The 22,239-nt window shown below is 73.2% G+C and carries 18 protein-coding genes and 1 tRNA gene; 11 read left to right on the forward strand and 8 right to left on the reverse strand.

Annotation, left to right across the window (positions count from 1 at the left end; translation table 11 throughout):
• Positions 1-25: 25 nt before the first annotated feature.
• Positions 26-98 (forward strand) — tRNA-Ala (locus tag IGS67_RS01650).
• 249 nt (positions 99-347) lie between these two features.
• On the opposite strand, the gene IGS67_RS01655 is transcribed toward IGS67_RS01650, so the two are convergent.
• A complete protein-coding gene (locus tag IGS67_RS01655; protein ID WP_192277194.1) occupies positions 348-851 on the reverse strand; it encodes a MarR family winged helix-turn-helix transcriptional regulator in 504 nt (167 codons plus the stop codon).
• Positions 852-924: 73 nt separating this feature from the next.
• Here IGS67_RS01655 and idi point away from each other — a divergent pair, with 73 nt between their 5' ends.
• The 6 genes from idi to IGS67_RS01685 are packed head-to-tail and all read left to right on the forward strand — an operon-like array spanning position 925 to position 6,883.
• Entirely contained in the window at positions 925-1,539 is a 615-nt protein-coding gene (idi, locus tag IGS67_RS01660; RefSeq protein ID WP_192277196.1) for an isopentenyl-diphosphate Delta-isomerase, read from the forward strand.
• Entirely contained in the window at positions 1,536-2,630 is a 1,095-nt protein-coding gene (locus tag IGS67_RS01665) for a polyprenyl synthetase family protein (RefSeq protein ID WP_192277198.1), read from the forward strand. The genes idi and IGS67_RS01665 overlap by 4 nt, the downstream gene beginning before the upstream one ends.
• On the forward strand, positions 2,627-3,598 hold the full coding sequence (locus IGS67_RS01670) for a phytoene/squalene synthase family protein (RefSeq protein ID WP_192277200.1): 972 nt from the start codon (positions 2,627-2,629) through the stop codon (positions 3,596-3,598). The genes IGS67_RS01665 and IGS67_RS01670 overlap by 4 nt, the downstream gene beginning before the upstream one ends.
• Positions 3,595-5,202 (forward strand): phytoene desaturase family protein, encoded by a 1,608-nt coding sequence (gene crtI / locus IGS67_RS01675; RefSeq protein WP_192277202.1) that lies wholly within the window; start codon positions 3,595-3,597, stop codon positions 5,200-5,202. Before IGS67_RS01670 ends, crtI begins: the two co-directional genes overlap by 4 nt.
• Positions 5,199-5,564 carry a lycopene cyclase domain-containing protein gene (locus IGS67_RS01680; protein ID WP_192277204.1) on the forward strand — a complete coding sequence of 122 codons (366 nt, stop codon included), beginning with the start codon at positions 5,199-5,201 and terminating at the stop codon, positions 5,562-5,564. Before crtI ends, IGS67_RS01680 begins: the two co-directional genes overlap by 4 nt.
• Complete coding sequence (locus IGS67_RS01685; protein ID WP_328741358.1) at positions 5,561-6,883, forward strand: prenyltransferase; 1,323 nt, start codon at positions 5,561-5,563, stop codon at positions 6,881-6,883. Before IGS67_RS01680 ends, IGS67_RS01685 begins: the two co-directional genes overlap by 4 nt.
• Here the strand turns inward: IGS67_RS01685 and IGS67_RS01690 are convergent.
• The 7 genes from IGS67_RS01690 to IGS67_RS01720 form a co-directional block, all read right to left on the reverse strand.
• Positions 6,858-8,417: an SDR family oxidoreductase gene (locus IGS67_RS01690; protein WP_192277206.1), complete on the reverse strand. Its 1,560-nt coding sequence runs from the start codon at positions 8,415-8,417 to the stop codon at positions 6,858-6,860. The two genes, IGS67_RS01685 and IGS67_RS01690, sit on opposite strands and share 26 nt — an antisense overlap.
• A 40-nt stretch (positions 8,418-8,457) precedes the next feature.
• Complete coding sequence (locus IGS67_RS01695; RefSeq protein ID WP_210766952.1) at positions 8,458-8,949, reverse strand: pyrimidine dimer DNA glycosylase/endonuclease V; 492 nt, start codon at positions 8,947-8,949, stop codon at positions 8,458-8,460.
• A complete protein-coding gene (locus tag IGS67_RS01700) occupies positions 8,946-11,093 on the reverse strand; it encodes an MMPL family transporter (RefSeq protein WP_192277208.1) in 2,148 nt (715 codons plus the stop codon). Before IGS67_RS01700 ends, IGS67_RS01695 begins: the two co-directional genes overlap by 4 nt.
• Positions 11,094-11,148: 55 nt before the next feature.
• Entirely contained in the window at positions 11,149-12,273 is a 1,125-nt protein-coding gene (ald, locus tag IGS67_RS01705) for an alanine dehydrogenase (protein ID WP_192277210.1), read from the reverse strand.
• A 19-nt stretch (positions 12,274-12,292) separates the two neighbouring features.
• Positions 12,293-14,428: an ABC transporter ATP-binding protein gene (locus IGS67_RS01710; protein ID WP_192277212.1), complete on the reverse strand. Its 2,136-nt coding sequence runs from the start codon at positions 14,426-14,428 to the stop codon at positions 12,293-12,295.
• Entirely contained in the window at positions 14,428-16,164 is a 1,737-nt protein-coding gene (locus IGS67_RS01715) for an ABC transporter ATP-binding protein (RefSeq protein ID WP_192277214.1), read from the reverse strand. The genes IGS67_RS01710 and IGS67_RS01715 overlap by 1 nt, the downstream gene beginning before the upstream one ends.
• A 125-nt stretch (positions 16,165-16,289) precedes the next feature.
• On the reverse strand, positions 16,290-18,044 hold the full coding sequence (locus tag IGS67_RS01720; RefSeq protein ID WP_192277216.1) for a dolichyl-phosphate-mannose--protein mannosyltransferase: 1,755 nt from the start codon (positions 18,042-18,044) through the stop codon (positions 16,290-16,292).
• A gap of 54 nt (positions 18,045-18,098) precedes the next feature.
• Between IGS67_RS01720 and rsmI the strand changes: the two genes are divergently transcribed.
• From rsmI to IGS67_RS01740, 4 genes are all read left to right on the forward strand, one after another.
• Positions 18,099-18,938 (forward strand): 16S rRNA (cytidine(1402)-2'-O)-methyltransferase, encoded by an 840-nt coding sequence (gene rsmI, locus IGS67_RS01725; RefSeq protein ID WP_192277218.1) that lies wholly within the window; start codon positions 18,099-18,101, stop codon positions 18,936-18,938.
• Positions 18,939-19,033: 95 nt separating this feature from the next.
• The gene (locus IGS67_RS01730; protein WP_192277220.1) at positions 19,034-20,389 is read left to right on the forward strand and encodes a hypothetical protein; all 1,356 of its coding nucleotides are present in this window, start codon (positions 19,034-19,036) and stop codon (positions 20,387-20,389) included.
• 68 nt (positions 20,390-20,457) lie between these two features.
• Positions 20,458-20,925, forward strand: coding sequence for a hypothetical protein (locus IGS67_RS01735; RefSeq protein ID WP_192277222.1), 468 nt, complete (start codon positions 20,458-20,460; stop codon positions 20,923-20,925).
• A gap of 16 nt (positions 20,926-20,941) precedes the next feature.
• Positions 20,942-22,144: a PQQ-dependent sugar dehydrogenase gene (locus tag IGS67_RS01740; protein WP_328741360.1), complete on the forward strand. Its 1,203-nt coding sequence runs from the start codon at positions 20,942-20,944 to the stop codon at positions 22,142-22,144.
• The last annotated feature ends 95 nt before the right edge of the window (positions 22,145-22,239 follow it).

Raw genomic sequence — 22,239 nt, forward strand, 5'->3', positions numbered from 1 at the left:
CGTGCTAACGTAGTTCTCGCTTCACGGGGCTATGGCGCAGTTGGTAGCGCGCTTCGTTCGCATCGAAGAGGTCAGGAGTTCGAATCTCCTTAGCTCCACAGCGAGGGCCGCATCCCAGTCGGGATGCGGCCCTCAACGTTTGGACGTGCCTCATGTGCGCCTCGGCAGCCACCTCACCCGCGTCTGCGGCGAGCTGCGTGACGCCAGCACATGTGGCGAGCGTCGGAGCGGGGGACTCGTCGTCGACCACGAGGTGCCCGTGCGAATACAGGAGGCGGGCCGACTTCGGGCAGCGGGACGTCGCAACACGGACAGGCCCGCCTCCGAGACGTGAGGAGGGTGGGCGCTCACGTGAGCGGCGCGATGCCTTCCTGGTGGTCGAGGACGTCAGCCATGCCGTCGAGGAACGCGGCGACGTGGGCGCGGGATTCCTCGGGGACGGCGCGTGCGACGCGCTCCATCTCCGCGTGCATGAGGGTGAGGCGGGCGCGGATCTCGTCGTGTGCGCGCGGGGTTGGCAGGAGGCGCACGGAGCGCCGGTCGTGGGGGTGGGGTTCCCGCACGAGGTAGCCGGCGGCCTCGAGGCGGTCGACGAGCTTGGTCGTCGACGCGGTGGAGATGTCGAGGTGGTTCGCGATCGCGTTCGGGGTGACGACCGTCCCGTGGCGCTCGGCGGCGACGACGAGCTGGAGCGCGACCATGTCGGACTCGTTCATGTCCATGGCGCGCGCGGTGCGGCGGCGCATCCCTGTGTCGGCCAAGCGGAAACGCCTCATCGCCTCGAGCAGGACGCGGATACCATCGTCGTGGAACCAGTAGGGAGCTTCGGGCTGCGGGGCTTCTTCGTGCACCGTCTAATCCTAGCGTGACAAGTTGCTAGTCTGGCTAGTAAACTGGTGCTCAACCTACTGCTGAGGAGTCGCCATGACACTGCTCGCACCCTCCCCCAGCACCACCCACCCCGGTCCTAGCGAGGCAGACGTCGGTCCCGCCGGCCACGTCCTCGACCACGTCGTCCTCCTCGACGACGACGGCCACCCGAGCGGTACGTCGCCGCGCGAGCACGTCCACGGCACGCGCACACCTCTCCACCTGGCCTTCTCCTGCTACGTCCTCGACGACGACGGCGCGGTGCTCCTCAGCCGTCGCGCCCTCACGAAGCGCTCCTGGCCCGGCGTCTGGACGAACGCGTTCTGCGGCCACCCGAGGCCCGGCGAGGACCTCCTCGACGCCGTCCGCCGGCACGGCCGCGACGAGCTCGGCCTCGAGGTTCTCACCGACCTCGACATCGTCCTGCCCGACTTCCGCTACCGCGCCGTCGATGCGCACGGCACCGTCGAGAACGAGATGTGCCCCGTCGTCCTCGCCCGTGTCCCCGGACACCGCCCCCGCGTGGTTCCCGACCCCACCGAGGCCGTCGAGGTCACCTGGGTCGACGTCGCCGACCTCGGCCGCACGAGCGTCTGCGCCCCCTGGGCGCTCAGCCCCTGGTCCGTCGCCCAGCTCCGCGAGCTCGCCGAGCTCGAGGTCCTCCCGTGAGCGCCGTCGCCGTGGGCAGCACCCACGCCCCCGCGCGAGCCTGGACACCCGATGCGCTCGTCGGCACGCTGCGCGGCCAAGCCACCCGCCTGCCCGACCCGGACGGGCACCTCGCCTCGCTGTGGGACGCGCTCGCCGACGCCGCCGACGGCGGTAGCGGGGTCCGCCCCGCACTCCTCCTCGCCGCCTACCGTGCGCTCGGGGGGCAGCGCGACGACCTCGCCCGGGAGCTCGCCGACGCGACAGAGCTGCTCCACACGGCATTCCTCGTCCACGACGACGTCATCGACCACGACGACGTCCGACGAGGCCGGCCCACCGTCGCCGCCCGGCACGGTGCGGCCGCGCGCGCCCGCGGCGCGTCGCCCGCCGGGATCGCCGACGCCGCGCTCGCGGGCGGCATCCTCGCGGGGGACCTCGCGCTCGTACGCGCCGTGAGCGCCGTCGCGGCGCTCGACGTCAGCCCGGCGACCCGCACCGCGCTGCTCGACCTCCTCGGTGACGTCGTCGCCGAGTCCGCCGCGGGCGAGCTCGCCGACACGACGGCGCTCGCCGCCGGTCGTCCCTCGCTGCCGACGGCCCTCGCGACCGCCGAGCGCAAGACCGCCGTCTACACGTTCGTCTGGCCGCTGCGCGCCGCCGCGCTGCTCGTCGGCACGCCCGCCGCACTCGCGCTCGGGCCCGCGCTCGAGCATGTCGGACGGCTCGTCGGCGTCGCCTTCCAGATGCGCGACGACCTCCGCGGGACCTTCGGCGACCCGGCAGCCACCGGCAAGTCGTGCGTCTCCGACCTGCGGGCCGGGCGCGCGACCGCGCTCGTCGCGGTCGCGGCAGGTACGGGCGCGTGGCCCGAGGTCCTCCGTGTCCTCGGTGACCCGGAGCTCGACGCGGCCGGGGCCGAGCCGGTACGCCGTGCGCTCGCCGAGCACGGTGTTCCCGAGGCCGTCGCACGGCTCGCCGATGACAGGATCATGAGCGCGCTCCACGTGGGCCGCGCCGCCGGCGTGCCCGAGGAACTGCTCGACCTCCTGTGCGCGGGCGCCCGACCCGACGCCGAGACTCTCGCCACGACCGTGGGGGCCGACGCATGAGCGCCTCCGAACGTGCACGCTACGATGACGCCGCGCGCGCTGCGAGCGAGACCGTCATCGCGAGCTACTCGACGAGCTTCTCCCTCGCGGTGCGGCTCCTGCCGCCCGCGCAGCGTGCCGACGTGCGTGCCGTCTACGGGCTCGTGCGGCTCGCTGACGAGATCGTCGACGGCGCGCTCGACGACGTCGACCCCGCAGCCCGCGCAGCGCTCCTCGACGACCTCGAGGACGAGGTCGCGCGCGCACGCGCCCGGGGCTGCTCGACGAACCTCGTCGTCCACGCGTTCACGCTCGCCGCGGCGCGCTGCAGCATCGGCGACGACCTCACGGGGCCGTTCTTCGACGCGATGCGCACCGACCTCGTGCGTGACGCGCACGACGCCGCGTCGCTCGCGACGTACGTCCACGGCTCCGCGGAGGTCGTCGGGCTCATGTGCCTGCAGATCTTCGCCGCCGACCTTCCCACGCCCGAGCGCACACGACTCGTGCGTGACGCGGCACCGGGCGCGTGCGCGCTCGGCTCCGCGTTCCAGAAGGTCAACTTCGTCCGCGACCTCGGCGCCGACCTCGACGACCGTGGCCGCGCCTACCTCGCCGAGCTCGTCGCCGCGCCGAGCGACGCGGCCCGTGACGCCGCGCTCGACGACGTCGACGCGGAGATCGCACTGGCCCGCACGGCCATCCCGCTCCTACCCACGGGCGCACGCCGGGCCGTCGTCGCCGCGACGGCGCTCTTCGCCGAGCTCTCCCGGCTCCTGCGCGCCACACCGGCCGCCGAGATCGCGACGACGCGCGTGAGTGTCCCCGCCGCGCGCAAGGCGCTCGTCGTCGGCCGAGCCCTCGCGCGCGACGCACTCGCACGCGACCACGTCGCGCGGGGGCGCGGCGCCGGGTCCCAGCGAGCGACGCAGCCCGCCGGGCAGCGCCCTGGCCAGCACACCGGTCTGCGCGCCCGGGCGGCGCGATGAGCCGCGTCGTCATCGTCGGAGCCGGAGTCGCGGGGCTCGCGACCGCCGCTCTCCTCGCCCGCGCGGGCGACGACGTCGAGGTCGTCGACCGGCTCGACACCGTCGGCGGCCGCGCCGGCACGTGGCAGCGCGACGGCTTCACGTTCGACCTCGGACCGTCGTGGTTCCTCATGCCCGAGGTCTTCGAGTCGTTCTACCGGGAGGTCGGCACGACGACCGCCGAGCAGCTCGACCTCGTCGATCTCGACCCCGCCTACCGCGTGCTCGCCGAGGACGCGGAACCGCTCGACGTCCGCTCGGGACGCGCTCGGGCGACGGAGCTCTTCGAATCCGTCGAGGCCGGTGCCGGCGCACGCCTCGGACGCTACCTCGACGAAGCGCGCGACGCGTACCGCGTGGCCGTCGACCACCTCCTCCGCACCGACTTCAGCCGCCCGCGCGACCTCCTCGTGCCCGCCGTCCTGCGGCGCCTGCCGACGCTCGCCCGGCTCCTCGCCGTGCCGCTGTCCCGGCACGTCGATACGCGGTTCACCGACCGGCGCCTCCGGCAGGTCCTCGGCTATCCCGCGGTCTTCCTCGGTACCCGGCCCGAACGCGCGCCGAGCATGTACCACCTCATGAGCCACCTCGACCTCGTCGACGGCGTCCGCTACCCCCGCGGCGGCTTCGGCGAGGTGACGCGCTCGCTCGCGCGCCTCGCCGAGGACGCTGGCGCCCGGCTCACGCTCGGCACCGAGGTCACCGCGCTCCGGACCACGACGGGCGCCGGGAACGTCCGCACCGCGAGGCGACCCCGCGCCCACGTCACCGGCATCGACGTCGTCGGTCCGGACGGCCCGCGCACGATCGACGCGGACGTCGTCGTCCACGCGGGCGACCTCCACCACCTCGAGACGCAGATCCTGCCAGCTCACCTGCGCACCTACCCGGAGCGCTGGTGGTCGCGGCGCGACCCCGGACCAGGTGCTGTCCTCGTCCACCTCGGCGTACGGGGGCGGCTCCCCGAGCTCACGCACCACACCCTGATGTTCACGCGCGACTGGACCGAGGGCTTCGACGCCGTCGACGGGCAGCGGCCCCTGCCGGACCCCGCGTCCGCGTACGTGTGCGCCCCCTCCCGCACCGACGCCACCGTCGCGCCCGACGGTCACGAGACCCTCTTCCTCCTCGTGCCCGTCCACGCCGACCCGGAGCTCGGCCGCGGCGGCCTCGACGGGACAGGCGACCCGGGCGTCGAGCGGATCGCCGACGCCGCGATCGCCCAGCTCGCCGCGTGGGCCGGTGTGCCCGACCTCGCCGAACGCATCGTCGTGCGCCGCACCGTCGGCCCCGGCGACATGGCCGCCGACCTCCACGCGTGGCGCGGCGGGGCCCTCGGCCCCGCGCACACCCTCCGCCAGTCCGCGATGCTCCGGGCCCGCAACACCTCCCGGCGCGTCGACGGCCTCGTCCACGCCGGGGCGTCGACCATCCCGGGCGTGGGAGTGCCCATGTGCCTGCTGAGCGCACAGGTCGCGCACGACACGCTCGCGCGGGCACGCGCCAGGGCGTCGATCGACGTTCCGACGACGACACAGCCCCACACGTCGTCGGACGCGCGATGACCGGCGCCTACCTCGCGGCGCTCCTCGTCTCGGCCGCCGGAGTCCTCGCGATCGACCTGCGCTGGCGGCTCCTCCTCGGGGCGCGTCGCAGCCCGTTCGGCACGCGCCCGCGCGTGCTCGGCGTCGTCGGCGCCGGCGCCGCGCTGCTCCTCGTGTGGGACGTCGTCGCGATCCGCGCCGGCTTCTACGGACGCGGCCTCGGCGACGCGCTCGTGGGCGTCGAGGTTGCACCGCACCTGCCCATCGAGGAGATCGTCTTCGTCGTCTTCCTCGCGTACGTGACGCTCGTCGTCGCCGCAGGGATGCTCCGGTGGCTCGGGCGGCGTCGCGACCAGTGGCCCGACGGGAGGGACGCCTCGTGACGTACGCAGGCCTTGCCGCCCTCGTCCTGGCCCTCGCGGCGCTCGGGCACGTCGTCTGCCGGGCGGTTGCGCGCTCGCGCGGGACACTCCCCGAGAACCTCGGCGCCGCGACGGCGCTCACCGCGCTCGTGCTCCTCGCGCTCACCGTCGTCTTCGACTCCGCGATGATCGCCGCGGACCTCTTCCGCTTCGACGCGTCACAGTTGCTCGGCGTGCGCGTCGGGCTCGCGCCCCTCGAGGACCTCGCCTGGCCGCTCGCGACCGCGCTCGTCCTGCCCGCGCTTGCGGCCGCGGCCGCGCCACGGCCTGCCGAGCGGGTGCGCGTCGACGGGGGAACGTCGTCAGCGCGGGGAGAACGCCTCGCGGCCACGGACGTGACGCTCCCGCGGCCGGCGACCCCGGCGGGCACCGCCTCAGGCGCTCCGGCCGAGGCGCCCGGACGCGCCCCGGCACGGCGCGTCCTCGCGCGGCTCGTCGGCACCGCGAGACCCGTCTCGTGGATCAACACCGCCTACCCGTTCGTCGCGGCCTACCTCCTCGCGGGAGGGTCCTCGTGGTGGCTCGGGATCGTCGCGTCGCTCTACCTCCTCGTCCCGTACAACCTCGCGATGTACGGCATCAACGACGTCTTCGACCACGAGTCTGATCTCGCGAACCCCCGCAAGGGCGGCGTCGAGGGGATCGTCCTCGAACGCGGCCTCCACCGCACGACGCTCGTCGCGGCCCTCGTGACGAACGTGCCGTTCCTCGTCGTGCTGCTCGCCGCCGGGACGACGCTCGCCAACGTCGTCCTCGTCGTCGCGGTCGTCGCGGTCGTCGGCTATTCGGCACCGCCGCTGCGGCTCAAGGAGCGGCCCGTGCTCGACTCGCTCACGAGCTCGACGCACTTCGTCGCGCCGGCCGTCTACGGGGTCGCGCTCGCGGGCGGCGCGTGGACGAGCGAGGTGCTCGCGGTGCTCGCGGCGTTCTTCTGCTGGGGCGCCGCATCCCACGCGTTCGGGGCGGTCCAGGACGTGCGCGCGGACCGGGCGGCCGGCATCGGCTCGGTCGCGACCGTGCTCGGGGCGCGGCGCACGACGCGTCTCGCGCTCGCGGTCTACGCGCTCGCGGTCGTCGTCCTGCTCGTCGGCGCGGGCTGGCCGGGGCGTGTCGCGGCACTCGTGCCGCTCCTCCACCTCGTCAACGTGTGGCCGCACCGCGACGTCACCGACACGACGTGCGAGACGGCGAACGCTGGCTGGCGACGCTTCCTGTGGCTCAACCAGGTGTGCGGGTTCATCGTCACCCTCGTCGTCATCGCGGTCCTCGCGGGCTGGTGACGCGCAGCTCGCGGGCGCGCGCGAGGATGTTGCGCGCCATCGACGGGAAGACGATCGCGTGGAACGGCGCGATGAGCCCCCAGTAGAGCCTGCCGGGCAGGCCGTGCGGCAGGTAGACGGCCCGCTGGTCGTAGCGGGTGCCGCCGCCGGGGGCAGGCTCGACGCGCATCTCGAGCCACGCCCGGCCGGCGACGCGCATCTCGGCGCGCAGCCGCAGGTAGCGGCCGCGCTCGAGACGCTCGACGCGCCACCAGTCGACGGGGTCGCCGACGGCGAGCGTCTCGGGGTGGCGTCGGCCACGCCGGGCGCCGGGCCCGCCCGCGAACGTGTCGAGGATCCCGCGGATGGCCCAGGCAACGGGCCACGAGTACCACCCGTTGCGTCCGCCGATCCCCTCGACGACGGGCCACACGTCGGCGGGCTCGAGGTCGCGGGCGATGCGCGAGCGGGCGTCGACGCGCACCGTCGCGCCTGACCACGGCGGGTCGGACGGCAGCGGGTCAGCGGACACGCCGCCGCTCGCGCTCGCCCACGTCGTCGTCACCTCGCCGCGTCGCTCGCGCGCGAGCGCGAGCCGCACCGCCTCCCGGTACCCGGTGAGGCCGCCCGGGGGTGGCGGGATGATGCCGTCGATGCGGGTGTCGCGGCAGATCGCGTCGTGCTGGAGGGACTGGACGAGCGGGACGGCCATGGCGTGCGGCACGGGCGTGACGAGCGCGACCCACCAGCCGGCGAGCCGCGGCGCAGGCACGGGGAACGCGTAGATGCGTCGTCGCCCCAGCCCGGCCTCGTGGCGGTAGCCGTGCATGAGCGCCGCGTATGTGAGGACGTCGCGTGAGCCGATGTCGAAGCGGCCCGAGACGCTCGCGGGCACGCGCGCGGCCCCGCGCAGGTAATGGAGGACGTCACGCACCGCGATGGGCTCGACGAGGTTGCCGACCCACGACGGTGCGGGCATGAACGGCAGATTCTCGGTGAGGTGCCGGATCATTTCGAACGACGCGGAGCCGGAGCCGATGACGACGCCCGCGTCGAGGACGAGCGTCGGCACGCCCGAGCCGAGCAGCGCGTCACCCACGGCGGTGCGGGACGCCATGTGGGGCGAGAGGTCGACGCCGCGCGGGTGCAGGCCGCCGAGGTAGACGATGCGTCCCACGTCCGCAGCGGCGCACGCACGCGCGACAGTGCGCGCGATCGTCAGCTCGGTGTGTGCGTAGTCCCCACCCGTGCTCATCGAGTGGACGAGGTGGTAGACGACGTCGACGTCGCCGGGCGCGTCGGGCGCCGCACCGCGCGGGCGGAGCGCGGCCGCGACCGCCTCGGCGTCTCCGAGGTCTGCGCGGCGCACGTCGACGTCGTCGCGCCATGGGACGTCGGCGAGCCGCTCGGGCGCGCGCACGGCGACGCGCACGTCGTGCCCCTCCGTGAGGAGTTCGGGGACGAGCCTGCCGCCGACGTACCCGGTCGCGCCCGTGACGAGCACGCGCCGGGGGCCGTCGAGGAGGTGGGGACCGGCTGCAGGGGTGGTCGTCATTGCTCTAGCCTCTCCCGGGGGGCCGCGCGGCGCGCGTCGGTCAGGTCTGTGCCTGGGCGGCAGGCGCCGCCACCGTGCGTGCCGGCGCGCCGGGCGCGGCGTCGGGCAGTGCGCGTTCCCACGACGCGACGGGACCGTCGACGACGTCGAAGAGCGGGTGCGCGTGCACCTCCGGGCCGAGCCGGGCGAGGTCGTCCGGCGCCCGCACCGCGAGCTTCGCCGCGAGGTGCGCGCGCTCGAGCTCGAGCTGGCCGGTCGTCACGGTGAGCCGCGTGGTCGCGGCCCCGGGCCGGTCGATGCGTGCGCGGTCGAAGCGGTAGCCGCGCACGTCGGCCTCGTCGGCGAGCGCCGTGAGATAAGCGCCGACCGCCCCGAGCGGGTCGGGAGCGTCCCGGAACCGTTCGAGCTGCGGGTGGCGCGTGTACCCGCGCGTGCGCCCCGCGAGGACGGCCTGCGCGAGCAGGGTCTCGCGCCAGCACGCGACGAGCCCGACGCGGTCGAGCTCCGCCGGGGAGAGCGACCAGATCCTCATCGTTCGCCGCGCGCGAGCTTCGACGGCCACCAGATCGCGCGGCCGACGTCGTAGCCGAGCGCGGGCACGAGGACCGTCCGCACGAGGAACGTGTCGACGAGCACGCCGAACGCGACGATGAATGCGAGCTGCACGAGGAAGAGGATCGGCAGGACGGCGAGCGCCGCGAACGTCGCGGCGAGGACGAGCCCCGCCGAGGTGATGACGCCGCCCGTGATGGCGAGGCCGCGCGTCATGCCGTGGTGCGTGCCGTGCGCGAGCGACTCCTCGCGCACACGCGTCATGAGGAAGATGTTGTAGTCGATGCCGAGCGCGACGAGGAACACGAAGCCGAAGAGCGGCACCGCAGGGTCCGCGCCCGGCATGTCGAGCACGTGGTTGAAGACGAGAGCGCTCACGCCGAGGGTCGCCGCGAACGAGAGGACGACGGTCGCGACGAGGAGCAGCGGCGCGACGATCGCGCGCAGCAGCAGCCCGAGGATGAGGAGGATGACGAGAAGCACGACGGGGATGATGAGGTTCCGGTCGTGGACGGAGGCGTCGTCGGAGTCGATCGCTGTCGCGGTCGTGCCACCCACGAGGGCGTCATCCGCGAGGGCGGTGCGCAGCGCGCGCACCGTCGTCTCGGCGGCCGTCGAGTCCGCGGCGTCGGTGAGGGTCGCCTGGAGGAGGACGTTCCCGTCGACGACGGTCGGTGCGGGCGCCTCCGCGCCGGGGCGGCCGACGGGCTGGATACCGTCCGCGGTGACGGGTGCGGTGCCCGACGGCGAGTCCTTCGCCGTCACCGCGAGGCCGGCGACGCCGGGGGTGCCGAGGATCGTCGTCGCGACAGCGTCGAGTGAGGCCTCGGGGGCCAGGACGTACGTCGGTGAGCCGGAGCCGCCGGGGAAGTGCTCGGCGAGGAGCTGCTGTCCGGTGCGGGCAGGGGAGTCACCGAGGATGAGGTCGGACTGCGCGACGCCGTCGGCCTTGAGCTGAGTGAGCCCGACGCTCGCGAGGAGCAGCACGACCGTCGTGCCGACCCAGAGCGTGCGGGGGCGGCGGGAGACGGCGCCGGGCAGCGCGTGCCAGAGGCCGCGCTGCGGCATGCGAGCGTCGGGGTCGGCGACCTGCTCGGGAGTGAGCGGCTGCGGGCGGCGCGGCCAGAATGCGGCGCCGCCGGTGAGCGCGAGGAGCGAGGGCAGGAGGGTGAACGACGCGATCATCGCCCAGACGATGCCGATCGCGGCGATCGGGCCGAGGTCGCGGTTCGACTGGAGATCGGAGAGCAGGAGGCACAGGAGTCCCGCGATGACGGTGCCGCCCGAGGCGACGATCGGCTCGAACGAGCCGCGCAGGGCCGCACGCGTCGCGGCCCAGCGGTCGGGCTGCGCGCGGAGCTCCTCGCGGAAGCGCGAGACGTAGAGGAGTCCGTAGTCGGTGGCCGCGCCGATGACGAGGATGAAGAGGATGCCCTGCGTCTGCCCGGAGAGGAGGACGACGCCCTCCTTGGCGAGCAGCCACACGGTCGCGAGCGCGGCGCACAGGGCGAAGACGCTCGACGTGAGGACGAGGAGCGGCAGGACGGGGGAGCGGTAGACGACGATGAGGATGACGAGGACCGCGGCGAGCGCGACGCCGAGGAGGAGGCCGTCGATGCCGGCGAACGCGTCACCGAGGTCCGCGGAGAGGCCGGCGGGTCCGGTGACGAGGACCTCGACGCCGTCGGGCGTCTGGGAGGCGAAGGCGGCACGGATCGCCTCGACGCCCTCGCCGAGGTCGGACTGCGTGCTGAGGGGCACGAACACCTGCACGGCCTGGCCGTCCTCTGACGGGATCGCGGGGCTCGCGCCGCCTGCGACCTGCTCGATCGCGCCTGCGGCTTCGGCTGCGGCGCCGAGCGCTGCGAGGTCTGCCTCGGTGAGGCCGCCGTCGCGGACCGCGACGACGACCGCGGGGATCGCGTCGTCGCCGAGGAAGCCCGTGAGCTGCTTCTGGACCTGGGTGGCCTCGGCGCTCGTCGGCAGGTAGGCCGTCGGGTCGTTCGACGACACCTCGTCGACGCGGCCGAAGAGCGGGCCGCCGAACGAGGCGAGTCCGAGCCAGGCGATGACGAGGAGCGCGGGGACGAGGGTGCGCAGGAGGCGGGTGCGGGTTGCGGTCACCCCGTCAGCATAAACCTAGATTGGCTAGGTATCCAAGGTGGTGGCGCCGAGAGACTCAGGCTGACGCAACCTCAAGACCGTGCGCCTCCGCGACACCTGCGTGCCACAGCAGGCCGTCACGCGTCGTGAGCCCCGCCCGCAGCCCCGCCCGCAGCGCAGCCTGCCGCGGCGGCAACCCGTCGGCGATGAGGTCCCCACCACCCGCCGCAAGCTCGAGCAGGTACGGCAGCGTCGCGTTCGTCAGCGCGCGCGTCGACGTCACCGGCACTGCTCCGGGCATGTTCGCGACCGCGTACACCCGTGAGCCGTGCACCTGGTAGACGGGGTCGTCGTGCGTGGTCGGACGCGAGACCTCGAAGCACCCACCCTGGTCGATCGCGACGTCGACGAGCACCGACCCCTCACGCATCCGCGCGACGAGCTCGTCCGAGACGAGGTGCGGCGTCCGCGCGCCGGGGACGAGCACCGCCCCGACGACGAGGTCGGCCTCGAGGAGGAGCGGCTCGATCTCCCACGCGTTCGACGCCGCCGTGCGCACGTGACCGTTCGTCTCCGTGTCGATCGCCCGCAGCGTCTCGGGGGAGATGTCGACGACCGTGACGTCCGCGCGCATGCCGAGCGCGATCTGCGCCGCGTTGCGCCCGACGGTCCCGCCGCCGAGCACGACGACCTTCGCCGGAGGCGTGCCCGGCACGCCGCCCATGAGGATGCCGCGGCCGCCGCGCGAGCGCATGAGCTCGACCGCGCCGACCTGCGCCGCGAGCCGCCCCGCGATCTCGCTCATCGGCGCGAGCAGCGGCAGCCCGCCGTGCGGACCCGTCACAGTCTCGTACGCGAGGCTCGTCACTCCGCGGTCGAGGAGCGCGCGCGTGAGCGTGAGGTCCGCGGCCGCGTGGAGGTATGTGAAGAGCAGCTGGCCCTCGCCCATGAGCGGCTGCTCGTCGGCCGTCGGCTCCTTGACCTTGCACACGAGGTCCGCCCGCTCCCAGACCTCCGCACCGTCCGCGACGATCGTTGCGCCCGCCGCGGCGTACTCGTCGTCGAGCATCGCGGAACCCGCGCCCGCACCGGCTTGGACGAGAACCTCGTGGCCTGCGGCCACGAGCGCGTGCACCCCTCCCGGGGTGCACGCGACGCGGTACTCGTGAGGCTTGGTCTCCGTGGGAACTCCGATACGCATGGGGTCACGGTAGTCCCCGCTACGCCTGGGTGTCCGGCACCTCCGCGCCCGATGTCTCCCCAGCCGGCGCCCCAGCCGGTGCGCCAGCCGGTGCGCCGACGGGCGCACCGGCAGCATCCGCCGTGGCCTCCTCGTGCCCGCCGCGGAACTGGCTCTCGTAGAGCTCGTGGTACGCGCCGCGCCGCTCGAGGAGCTCCGCGTGCGTGCCCTGCTCGACGATCCGGCCGGCCTCCATGACGAGGATGAGGTCCGCGTCGCGGATCGTCGAGAGCCGGTGCGCGATGACGAACGACGTCCGGTCGGAACGCAGCGCGTGCATCGCGTGCTGGACGAGCAGCTCGGTGCGGGTGTCGACGGAGCTCGTCGCCTCGTCGAGGATGAGCAGCGACGGCTGCGAGAGGAACGCTCGCGCGATCGTGATGAGCTGCCGCTCGCCTGCGGAGACGGAGCCGCCGTCGGAGTCGACGACCGTGTCGTAGCCGTCGGGCAGCTGCCTCACGAAGCGGTCGACCATCGTGGCCCTCGCGGCCTCGACGACCTCCTCGTCGGTCGCGTCGAGACGTCCGTAACGGATGTTGTCGCGGATCGTGCCGCCCCACAGCCACGCGTCCTGGAGGACCATGCCCACCTGCCCGCGCAGGTCGGAGCGCGTGAGGTCGCGCACGTCGACGCCGTCGAGGAGGATCTGCCCGCCCTGGATCTCGTAGAACCGCATGATGAGGTTGACGAGCGTCGTCTTGCCGGCGCCCGTGTGCCCGACGATCGCGACGGTCTGCCCGGGCTGGACCGTGAGCGAGAGGTTCTCGATGAGGGGGCTCGCCGGGTCGTAGGAGAACGAGACGTCGCGGAGCTCGACGTGGCCGTCGGTGCGGGCGGGGAGCGTGGCCGTCGCGGCGTCGGGCTCCTCCTCCTCGGCGTCGAGCAGCTCGAACGTGCGCTCCGCGGACGCGACGCCGGACTGCAGCATGTTCGCGATGCCCGCCATCTCCGCGATGGGCTGCGTGAACTCGCGCGAGTACTGGATGAACGCGGTCGCGTCGCCCAGCGTCATGCTGCCCGAGGCGACCCGGAGGCCGCCGCCGACGGCGATGAGGACGTAGGAGAGGTAGGAGACGAAAGTCATCGCGGGCATGATCATGCCCGAGACGAACTGCGCGCCGAAGGACGCCTCGTAGAGCTTGTCGTTGCGCTCGTCGAACTCGGCGAGCATGACCTCGTCGCGGCCGTAGGCACGCACGAGGTCCATGCCGGAGAACGTCTCCTCGACGTGGCCGTTGACGGCGCCCGTGTGCGTCCACTGCGCCTTGAAGAGACGCTGCGCGCGTACGCCGATGACGCCGGCGACCGCGCCGGACAGCGGGAGGGCGATGAGCGCGAGCAGTGCGAGCTGCCACGAGACGACGAACATCATCACGAGGATGCCGAGGACCATCATGATCGACTGCACGAGCTGGCTGAACGCCTGCTGGAGCGCGGCCTGGACGTTGTCGACGTCGTTCGTCACGCGCGACATGACGTCTCCGCGCTGGCGCGTGTCGAAGTACGACAGGGGCAGGCGGTTGAGCTTGCGCTCGATGTCCTCGCGGAGGTTGAAGACGACGCGCATGACGAGTCGGTTGAGGATGAACCCCTGCGCCCACATGAAGAGCGAGGAGACGACGTAGAGGCCGAGGACGGTCGCGATGAGCACCGCGAGCCGGTCGAAGTCGATGCCCTGGCCGGGCACGGCGCCCGAGCGCAGGAGCATGTCCGCCATGGTGTCCTGGCCCTGAGCGCGCAGGCCCTCGACGATGGTCTCGAGCGGAGCGCCGGGGAACTGCTTGCCGATCCACGCGCCGATCCAACCGCTGAAAATCACGTCCATCGCCTTGCCGAGGACCTTCGGCGCGATGACGGACAGGATGACGCTGCCGACGACGAACGCGAGGACGACGCCCATGAGCGCCTTCTCGGGGGCGAGGAGCCCCACGAGGCGCTTGGCCGACGGCCAGAAGTGCTGGGCCTTGCGGGCGGGTGGGCCGCCCATGAAGGGGTCGCCGTCCATCTCTCCCGGCGTGAAGTCAAGCTCCTCCTCGGCGGCGACGGCCGCGACCGCCTCGGCGGTCGCTTCGATGGTCGCCTCGGCGCTCTCGCGCTGGCGGTCCGTGCGGGCCATCAGGCCACCCCCTCGATGCTCATCTGGGACTCGACGATCTCGCGGTAGGTCTCGTTCGAGGCGAGGAGCGCGTCGTGCGTGCCCTCGCCGACGACCTTGCCGCCGTCGAGGACGACGATGTGGTCGGCCGTGCGGATTGTCGAGATGCGCTGCGCGACGATGATGACGGTCGCGCCTTCGGTCGCGTCGGCGAGCGCCTCCCGCAGGAGTGCGTCGGTCGTGACGTCGAGCGCGGAGAACGAGTCGTCGAAGAGGTAGACCTGCGGGTCCGCGGCGAGCGCGCGCGCGATGCACAGGCGCTGGCGCTGTCCGCCGGAGACGTTCGTGCCGCCCTGGGCGACGGGCTCCTCGAGGCCCCGGGGTTTGGCCCGGACGAACTCGGCGGCCTGCGCGACCTCGAGCGCGTGCCACATCTCGTCCTCGGTGGCCTCGGGCCGGCCGAAGCGCAGGTTGGAGGCGATCGTTCCGGAGAAGAGGTACGGCTTCTGCGGGACGAGCCCGACGAGACCTGCGATCTGGTGGCGGCCGAGGGCGGAGACGGGCACGCCGCCGATCGTCACGGCGCCCTGCTGCGGCTCGAAGAGCCGGGGGACGAGCCCGAGGAGCGTCGTCTTGCCGGAACCGGTCGAGCCGACGATCGCGGTCGTGCGGCCCGCGCGGGCGGTGAACGTCACGTCGTCGAGGACGGGCAGCTCGGCGCCCGGGTACCCGAAGGTCACGTGGTCGAAGACGACGTCGCCGCCCTCAGGGGCGGGCGCGGAGCCCTCGGCCGGCGCCTTCATCGTCGGGACGGCCTCGAGGACCTCTTCGATGCGCTCGGCGGAGACGACGGCGCGCGGGATCATCATCATCATGAAGGTGCCCATCATGACGGCGACGAGGATCTGCAGGAGGTACTGGAGGAACGCAGTGAGCGCGCCGACCTGGATCTGGCCCGCGTCGACGCGGTGCCCGCCGAACCACAGGACGGCGGCGGTCGCGAGGTGGAGCACCATCATGATGACGGGGAACATGAGGACGAAGAGGTTGCCGACCTTGACGGACACGTCGGTGATCGCGAGGTTCGCGTCCTGGTAGCGCTGGGCCTCGAAGGGCTCGCGGACGAACGCGCGGATGACGCGGATGCCGGTGATCTGCTCGCGCAGGACGTCGTTGATGGCGTCGATGCGGTCCTGCATCTGGCGGAACAGCGGCAGGAGCTTGACGACGAGGATCGACACGACGACGAACAGCAGCGGCACGGACACCCACACGAGCCACGACAGCCCCGGGTCCTCCCGCAGCGCCATGATGATGCCGCCGATGCACATGATGGGCGTCGACACCATGAAGTTCAGCGTCATGAGGACGAGCATCTGCACCTGCTGGACGTCGTTCGTCGAGCGCGTGATGAGCGTCGCGGTGCCGAAGCGGGAGACGTCGAGCGTGCCGAGCGAGTCGACCTTGCGGAACACCTCGCGCCGCAGGTCGCGTCCGATGCTCATCGAGGTGCGGGCGCCGAAGTAGACGGCTGCGATCGCGGTGACGACCTGGGCGAGACACACGACAAGCATCTGGACGCCCGTGCGCCAGATGAAGTCGACGTCGCCGACGGAGACGCCCTTGTCGATGATGCGGGCGTTGAGGCTCGGCAGGTAGAGGGCCGCGATGGTCGAGGCGAGCTGGAGGACGCCGACCGCGGCGATCCACCACCAGTAGGGGCGGGCGTGTCGGAGCGCGAGGCGCAGGAGTGTCACCGGGGTGCCTTCCGTCGGAGGGGGGCAACGACCGACGATAACCCTCGCCACCGACATCCGGGAGTGGTTTTCCCGGCGGGACCGTCAGCGCTCCGCGAAATCGGCGTGCGTAGACTCTGCGTGCGTCAGATCCAGGACTTCAGCCACATGTGCCACTGCCAGAACTCGAAGGGCACGACCTTCGCGGTCCAGATGGGGTAGAAGAACACGCTCACCAGTACGATCGCTGCGCCGACGCCGAGGAGGACGTTCCGCACGACACGTCGTCGTCGGCGGTGCCCCTCGGTGTGCTCGAGAGCGAGCACGACCGCGTAGCCGAGTGCGAGGTACACCCACGGTGCGAACGCGATCGTGTAGAACGTGAAGATCGTCCGGTGGGCGTAGAGGAGCCACGGCATCCAGCCCGCGACCACCCCGGAGAGCACGGCGACACCCCGCCAGTCCTTGCGCCACACGACCCACACGACCGCGAGGACGAGGGCAGCGGTGCCGAGCCACCACACGAGCGGATTGCCGAGCGACGTGATCGCGACCGAGCACTTCTCGTACGCGCACGTGCCAAGACCGTCGGGCAGCTCACCGCCCCGCTCGACGGACCGGTAGTAGAAAGACGTCGGACGCAGCTGGAGCAGCCAGCCCCACGGGCTCGACTGGTACGTGTGCGGGGTCGTGAGCCCGGTGTGGAAGTCCCACATCTGCACGTGGTACTCGACGAAGGACCGCAGCGAGTCGGGCAGCCACTGGATGCCCTCGCCCGGGTGGTCGGCGGCCCACGTGCGCTTGTACGAGCCCTGGTTGAGGAACCAGCCGGTCCACGACGCGAGGTAGGTGAGGCCCGCGAGCGGCACCATCGTCACGGCCGCCGGCACGGCGTCCTTCCACAGAGTGCCGTTGGCCCAGCCCGTGACACCGACGGTGCGGCGCGCCGACGCGTCCCAGAGGACGACGATGACGCAGAGGACAGCGAGGAAGTACGCGCCCGACCACTTCGTGCCGATGCTCAGGCCGAGCGCGACCGCCGCCGCGAGCCGGTACCAGCGGATGCCGAGGGACGGGCCCCACCGGCCGAGGTCCTTGCCCGCGTCGATGAGCTCCGCGGCCCGCCGTGCAAGCCTGCGGCGCGAGTCGAACCGGTCGAGCACGACGAACGCGAAGCCGACGAGCGCCCAGAACATCACGAAGCTGTCGAGCAGGCCCGTGCGCGCGTGGACGATCCCCACGCCGTCGATCGCGAAGAGCCCGCCCGCGACGACACCCGCGAGGGTCGAGGAGAAGAGGCGGCGCCCGACGCGCGCGACGATCCACACCGCGAGGATCCCGACGACCGCGGTCGCGAGGCGCCACGCCCACGTGTTGTCCGGTCCGCCGAGCCGCAGGCCCAGGGCGATCATCCACTTGCCGACGGGCGGGTGGACGACGTAGTCGGCGCGGTCGAGGAAGATGTCGCGGTTGCCGGCCTCGAACGACGCGTTGGGCTCGTCGGGCCACGCGGCGTCGTACCCGACCTGGAGCAGCGTGTAGCCCTGCTTGACGTAGTACGTCTCGTCGAAGACGAGCGTGTGCGGACGGCCGAGGTCCCACAGCCGCAGGGCCGCGGCGAGGACCGTGACGAGGAGCGGCCCGAGCCACCCCCACAGGCGGTCCTGCGCGGTGAGGCCGAGGCGCAGCGCCCGCTCGCCGAGCAGGTCGCGCAGCAGCCGCTGCTCGGTCGGCTCCGCGGGCGGCGTGGCGTCGACGTCGGGCACGCTCACGTCGACGGGATCGAAACCGGGGGCGACGTCCGCCTCCGTGGCGACGGACGTCGGCACGGGCGCGGCGTCGTCGGGGTGCTCGGCGGCATCGGTGTCGTCGGGCGTCGGGGCGGTCGTCACGGGAGCCATCGTAGGGGAGGGGCAGCGCCGTCGGAGGGTGGACGGCGTGGCAGTCTTGTGGGCATGACTGGAGCGCTCATCCTCGCGGCCACCCCCATCGGCGACGTCGAGGACGCCTCGCCGCGCCTGCGGCGGCTCCTCGTCGAGGCCGACGTCGTCGCGGCCGAGGACACGCGGCGCCTCCTCGCGCTCGCGGCACGCCTTGACCTCCGGGTGCCGGGGCGGCTCGTCTCGCACCACGAGCACAACGAGTCCGACCGCGCCGACGAGCTCTGCGACGTCGTCGAGGGCGGCGGAACCGTGCTCGTCGTCTCGGACGCCGGCATGCCGACCGTCTCCGACCCGGGCTTCCGCGTCGTCCAGCGCGCGGTCGAGCGCGGCCTGCGCGTCACCGCGGCACCCGGGCCGAGCGCCGTGCTCACGGCGCTCGCGCTCTCGGGCCTGCCGACCGACCGCTTCTGCTTCGAGGGGTTCCCGCCCCGCAAGGACGGCGACCGGGCGCGCACGTTCGGTGCGCTCGCCGACGAGCGCCGCACCATGGTCTTCTTCGAGTCGCCCCACCGCATCGCCTCGACGCTCGCGTCGATGGCGTCCACGTTCGGAGCGGACCGGCCCGCCGCCGTGTGCCGCGAGCTCACGAAGACGTACGAGGAGGTCCTGCGCGGCACGCTCGGCGACCTCGCGGAGAAGGCTGACGCGGAGCAGCTCCGCGGCGAGATCTGCGTCGTCGTCGCCGGCGCCGAGGCGCCCGCCGCCGCCGAGCCCGCCGACCTCGTCCCCGAGGTCCTCGCGCTCGCCGACGGCGGCGTCCGGCTCAAGGACGCGGTCGCGCAGGTCGCGGTCCGCGCGGGCGTCGCCAAGCGCGACCTCTACGAGGCCGCGCTCGCGGCCCGGGGCCGCTGAGCCGCGCAGGTGTGCGTTGGACGTGCGATCCGCACCGCGCGACCCTAGGGTCGGAACGGTCGGCGGCAGGGGGCTGCCGGCGCCAGGAGGGAACCTTGATCGACACACCGACTCGTCTCCGTCGTCCGTACGCGCTCGCGGCCAGCACCGCCGTCGTCGCGCTCACACTTGCTGCGTGCTCGGGCGGCGGGGCCACTGACGACGGCGTCACAACGGCGCCCGCGGCGACGTCCACGCCCGGCGCGGACCCGTCGACGGACGTACCCAGCGACGCAGCGAGCGGTCCGGAGGCGGGGATCGTCACGACCCGCTGGAGCTACCGCCCCGAGGAAGGGTCGATCTCGCAGATCCTCGACGTCACGGGAGACCCGTGGCTCGTGCGGGTGGCTGACGACGACGGCCCGTCGACCTTCGTCGAGCTCGACGCCGCGACGGGCGCGGTCGTCGCCGAGCACCGGCTTGCGGAGGGTCTGCGGAGCGACGAGTGCGCGGCCGGACCGACGAGCTTCGTGTGCTTCGACCGCGAGGCGCGCGTGGTGCGCGCCTTCGACCGATCGTCGTACGAGGTCACCGGCACGGTCGAGGGCGTGGAGCGTGTCGACGCCATCGCCGACCGGCAGCGCCCCGGCATGCGCGCCCAGCCGGTCCAGCTCGCCGCGACGACGGCCGACGGCTGGCAGGCACTCGATGCCAGCGGCCAGGTGCTCGGCTCGTGGAAGGGCAGTGCCGAGGGCCTCGACGTCGTCCTGTGGAACGGGACGTGGTCGCGCGACGGCCGCTTCTACGAGGCGGGCCGCACGTCCGAGACGCCGCTCGACACGCTCGCCCCGCGCACGCTCCACTCGCCGACGCGCGCGACGACCCTCGGCAAGGACCGCGAGAGCTGGGACCTGCTCGACGAGAAGCTCGAGCGGCTGGGCAACGTGAAGAACGTCAACCTGCGCGTCGACGGGCCGGTCGACCCGGGCGAGGGCTGCCCGATGATCGGCTGGCGGCCCGTCACGAAGGGCAAGCTCGTGGGCGAGGCATTCCTCCTCGACCGTGACACGTTCGAGGTGACAGAGCTCTCGGAGCCGATCGTCCTCGGTCTCGAAGGTGCGGCGTGCATCGACGGGACGATCTACACGACGGGGAACCCCGTGACCGCTGGTCGCGACACGAAGCTCTGGTCGGTGACGTCCGACGGAACAGCCACCGCGCTCGAGGACGACTACCGGGACGTGCTCGGCAAGCTCTCGGAGCAGCACCTGCTGCTGCGCGCGTCCGAGACTGCCTGGGTGTTCGATGTGACGACCGGCGAGACCGTCGAGAAGCTGCCGGACCTCAGGCTCAACAACAACCTCGGGCCGCGCGTCGACATGCTTGAGGACGGTGGCTTCCTCTTCGCGCAGACGACCTCGTCGATGACCGTCCTCGACTACGACCCGACGGCGACGCCGCGCTCCGACTGACGACCCACCCTCGCGCGGGGCGCCGACCTGCGCGAGGATGGACGACAACGGACCGGGGGAGGGGCAGCATGGCGTCGACAGGTGCGTTCGCAGGTCCGGGGGGTGCACGCAGCCTCGGCTACTGGCTCGAGCTCGTCGACGGGCTCGCAGCCGACGCGCTTGCGCGCGTCTACGACGACGCGGGGCTCACGCGTCGTCACTGGCAGGTGCTCGCGGTCGTGCGTGACGGGGCGAGCAGCCCTGCGCAGGTCGACGCGCTCCTCGGCGCGTCGGGTGCCGCGACGACGGTGCCGCAGCTCGAGGATCTCCGGGCGCGGGGCTGGGTCGCCGGCCCCGCCTACCTCGAAGGTGCACCCGCGGACGTCGGCGGGCTCGCGGTGACGGTCGCGGGCGAGGAGGCGTACGCGGAGCTCCAGGCGGGGCTCGGCGAGGTGCGGACGTCGATGACGCGGGGCGTCGCGGCGCGCGACCACGAGGTCACGGTCCTCACTCTCCAGCAGGTCGCCCGCAACCTCGGCTGGGTGGGCGAGGCGTGAGCCGCGGGGCGGAGCGGTGACCGCTCGGGTGCGGCTCGCACGGCGTATGCGCGTCCTCGTCGCCGTGCTCGCGCTGCTCGCGGCGGCCGCGGTCATCGTCGTGGGGCTGGCGCTCGACCGTCGGCCCGGGCCCGGGCCGACACCCGTGACCCCGACGCCGTCGGCGGGCGCGACAACCTCGACGCCGACGCCCGAGCCGACGCCGACGGCGCCTCCCGAGCCGGTGACCGTGACCGTGACGGACCGGACCGTCGTCGCCCGCGACCTCGACGCGCCCTGGGGTCTTGCCCTCCTGCCGGGCGGTGACGTGCTCGTCACGCTGCGGGACACGGGCACGCTCGTGCGTGTCGCGGCCGACGGCACTGCGACGCCCGTGACGGGCCCGGGCGCCGACGAGCTTGCCCGCGACACCGTCCACGCGTCCGAGTCGGGCCTCCTCGGGGTCGCGCTCGTGCCCGGCACGTCGGACGTCGTCGTCCAGCGCACGGGCGCGGACGGCAACGCCGTCCTCCGCGGGACGCTCACCGGCACGACGCTCGGGGAGCTGACGACGCTGCTCGACGGCATCGCGTCGGCGCCGTTCCACGACGGCGGGGCCGTGGCCTTCGGGCCCGACGGCATGCTCTACGTCGCGACCGGCGACGCGACCCAGCCAGACGCCGCGCAGGACCCGGACTCCCTCGGCGGCAAGATCCTGCGGCTCACGCCCGAGGGCGAGCCCGCGCCGGGCAACCCCGTGCCCGGATCGCCCGTGTGGAGCCTCGGTCACCGCAACGTCCAGGGGATCGGCTGGGACGCCGCAGGCCGCATGTTCGCCTCAGAGCTCGGGCAGGACACGTTCGACGAGCTCAACCAGATCCTTCCCGGCCGCAACTACGGCTGGCCCCTCGTCGAGGGCCGCGGGGGCGAGTCCGACGGCTTTGAGGACCCGCTCGTCACGTGGACGACCGACGAGGCCTCGCCGTCGGGTCTTGCCGTCACTGACGAGGGTGTCTACGTCGCCGCGCTGCGCGGCGAACGCCTGTGGCGGGTCGACCTTGTCGAGCTCGCGCGCGGCACGGCGACGCCGAGTGTCGTCCTCGATGGCGTCGGCAGGCTGCGCGGCGTCGTCGCCGAGCCGGGCGGGAGCCTCCTCGTCTCCTCGAGCGCGACCGACGGGCGCGGCGAGCCGCGCGACGGCGACGACCGCGTGTGGCGCCTCACTCTCGCGCGGTCCTGAACGCCGTGCGCCCCTGAGCGGTGCGCGCCCCGTGCCGGTGACCGCGCGCGGGACGACGGCGCGGACGGTCCCCGTACCGCCCTAGGATTGTCCCC

It is taken from the genome of Flavimobilis rhizosphaerae (assembly GCF_014852685.1).
Taxonomy (GTDB): domain Bacteria; phylum Actinomycetota; class Actinomycetes; order Actinomycetales; family Cellulomonadaceae; genus Flavimobilis; species Flavimobilis rhizosphaerae.

What these genes read in the sequence shown, in the direction of transcription:
- ald (WP_192277210.1), bottom strand. Translation starts at nt 12,273, where the DNA reads ATGCGTATCGGAGTTCCCACGGAGACCAAGCCTCACGAGTACCGCGTC.
- IGS67_RS01695 (WP_210766952.1), bottom strand. Translation starts at nt 8,949, where the DNA reads ATGAGGATCTGGTCGCTCTCCCCGGCGGAGCTCGACCGCGTCGGGCTC.
- rsmI (WP_192277218.1), top strand. Translation starts at nt 18,099, where the DNA reads ATGACTGGAGCGCTCATCCTCGCGGCCACCCCCATCGGCGACGTCGAG.
- idi (WP_192277196.1), top strand. Translation starts at nt 925, where the DNA reads ATGACACTGCTCGCACCCTCCCCCAGCACCACCCACCCCGGTCCTAGC.
- IGS67_RS01720 (WP_192277216.1), bottom strand. Translation starts at nt 18,044, where the DNA reads ATGGCTCCCGTGACGACCGCCCCGACGCCCGACGACACCGATGCCGCC.
- crtI (WP_192277202.1), top strand. Translation starts at nt 3,595, where the DNA reads ATGAGCCGCGTCGTCATCGTCGGAGCCGGAGTCGCGGGGCTCGCGACC.
- IGS67_RS01690 (WP_192277206.1), bottom strand. Translation starts at nt 8,417, where the DNA reads ATGACGACCACCCCTGCAGCCGGTCCCCACCTCCTCGACGGCCCCCGG.
- IGS67_RS01670 (WP_192277200.1), top strand. Translation starts at nt 2,627, where the DNA reads ATGAGCGCCTCCGAACGTGCACGCTACGATGACGCCGCGCGCGCTGCG.
- IGS67_RS01710 (WP_192277212.1), bottom strand. Translation starts at nt 14,428, where the DNA reads ATGGCCCGCACGGACCGCCAGCGCGAGAGCGCCGAGGCGACCATCGAA.
- IGS67_RS01680 (WP_192277204.1), top strand. Translation starts at nt 5,199, where the DNA reads ATGACCGGCGCCTACCTCGCGGCGCTCCTCGTCTCGGCCGCCGGAGTC.
- IGS67_RS01735 (WP_192277222.1), top strand. Translation starts at nt 20,458, where the DNA reads ATGGCGTCGACAGGTGCGTTCGCAGGTCCGGGGGGTGCACGCAGCCTC.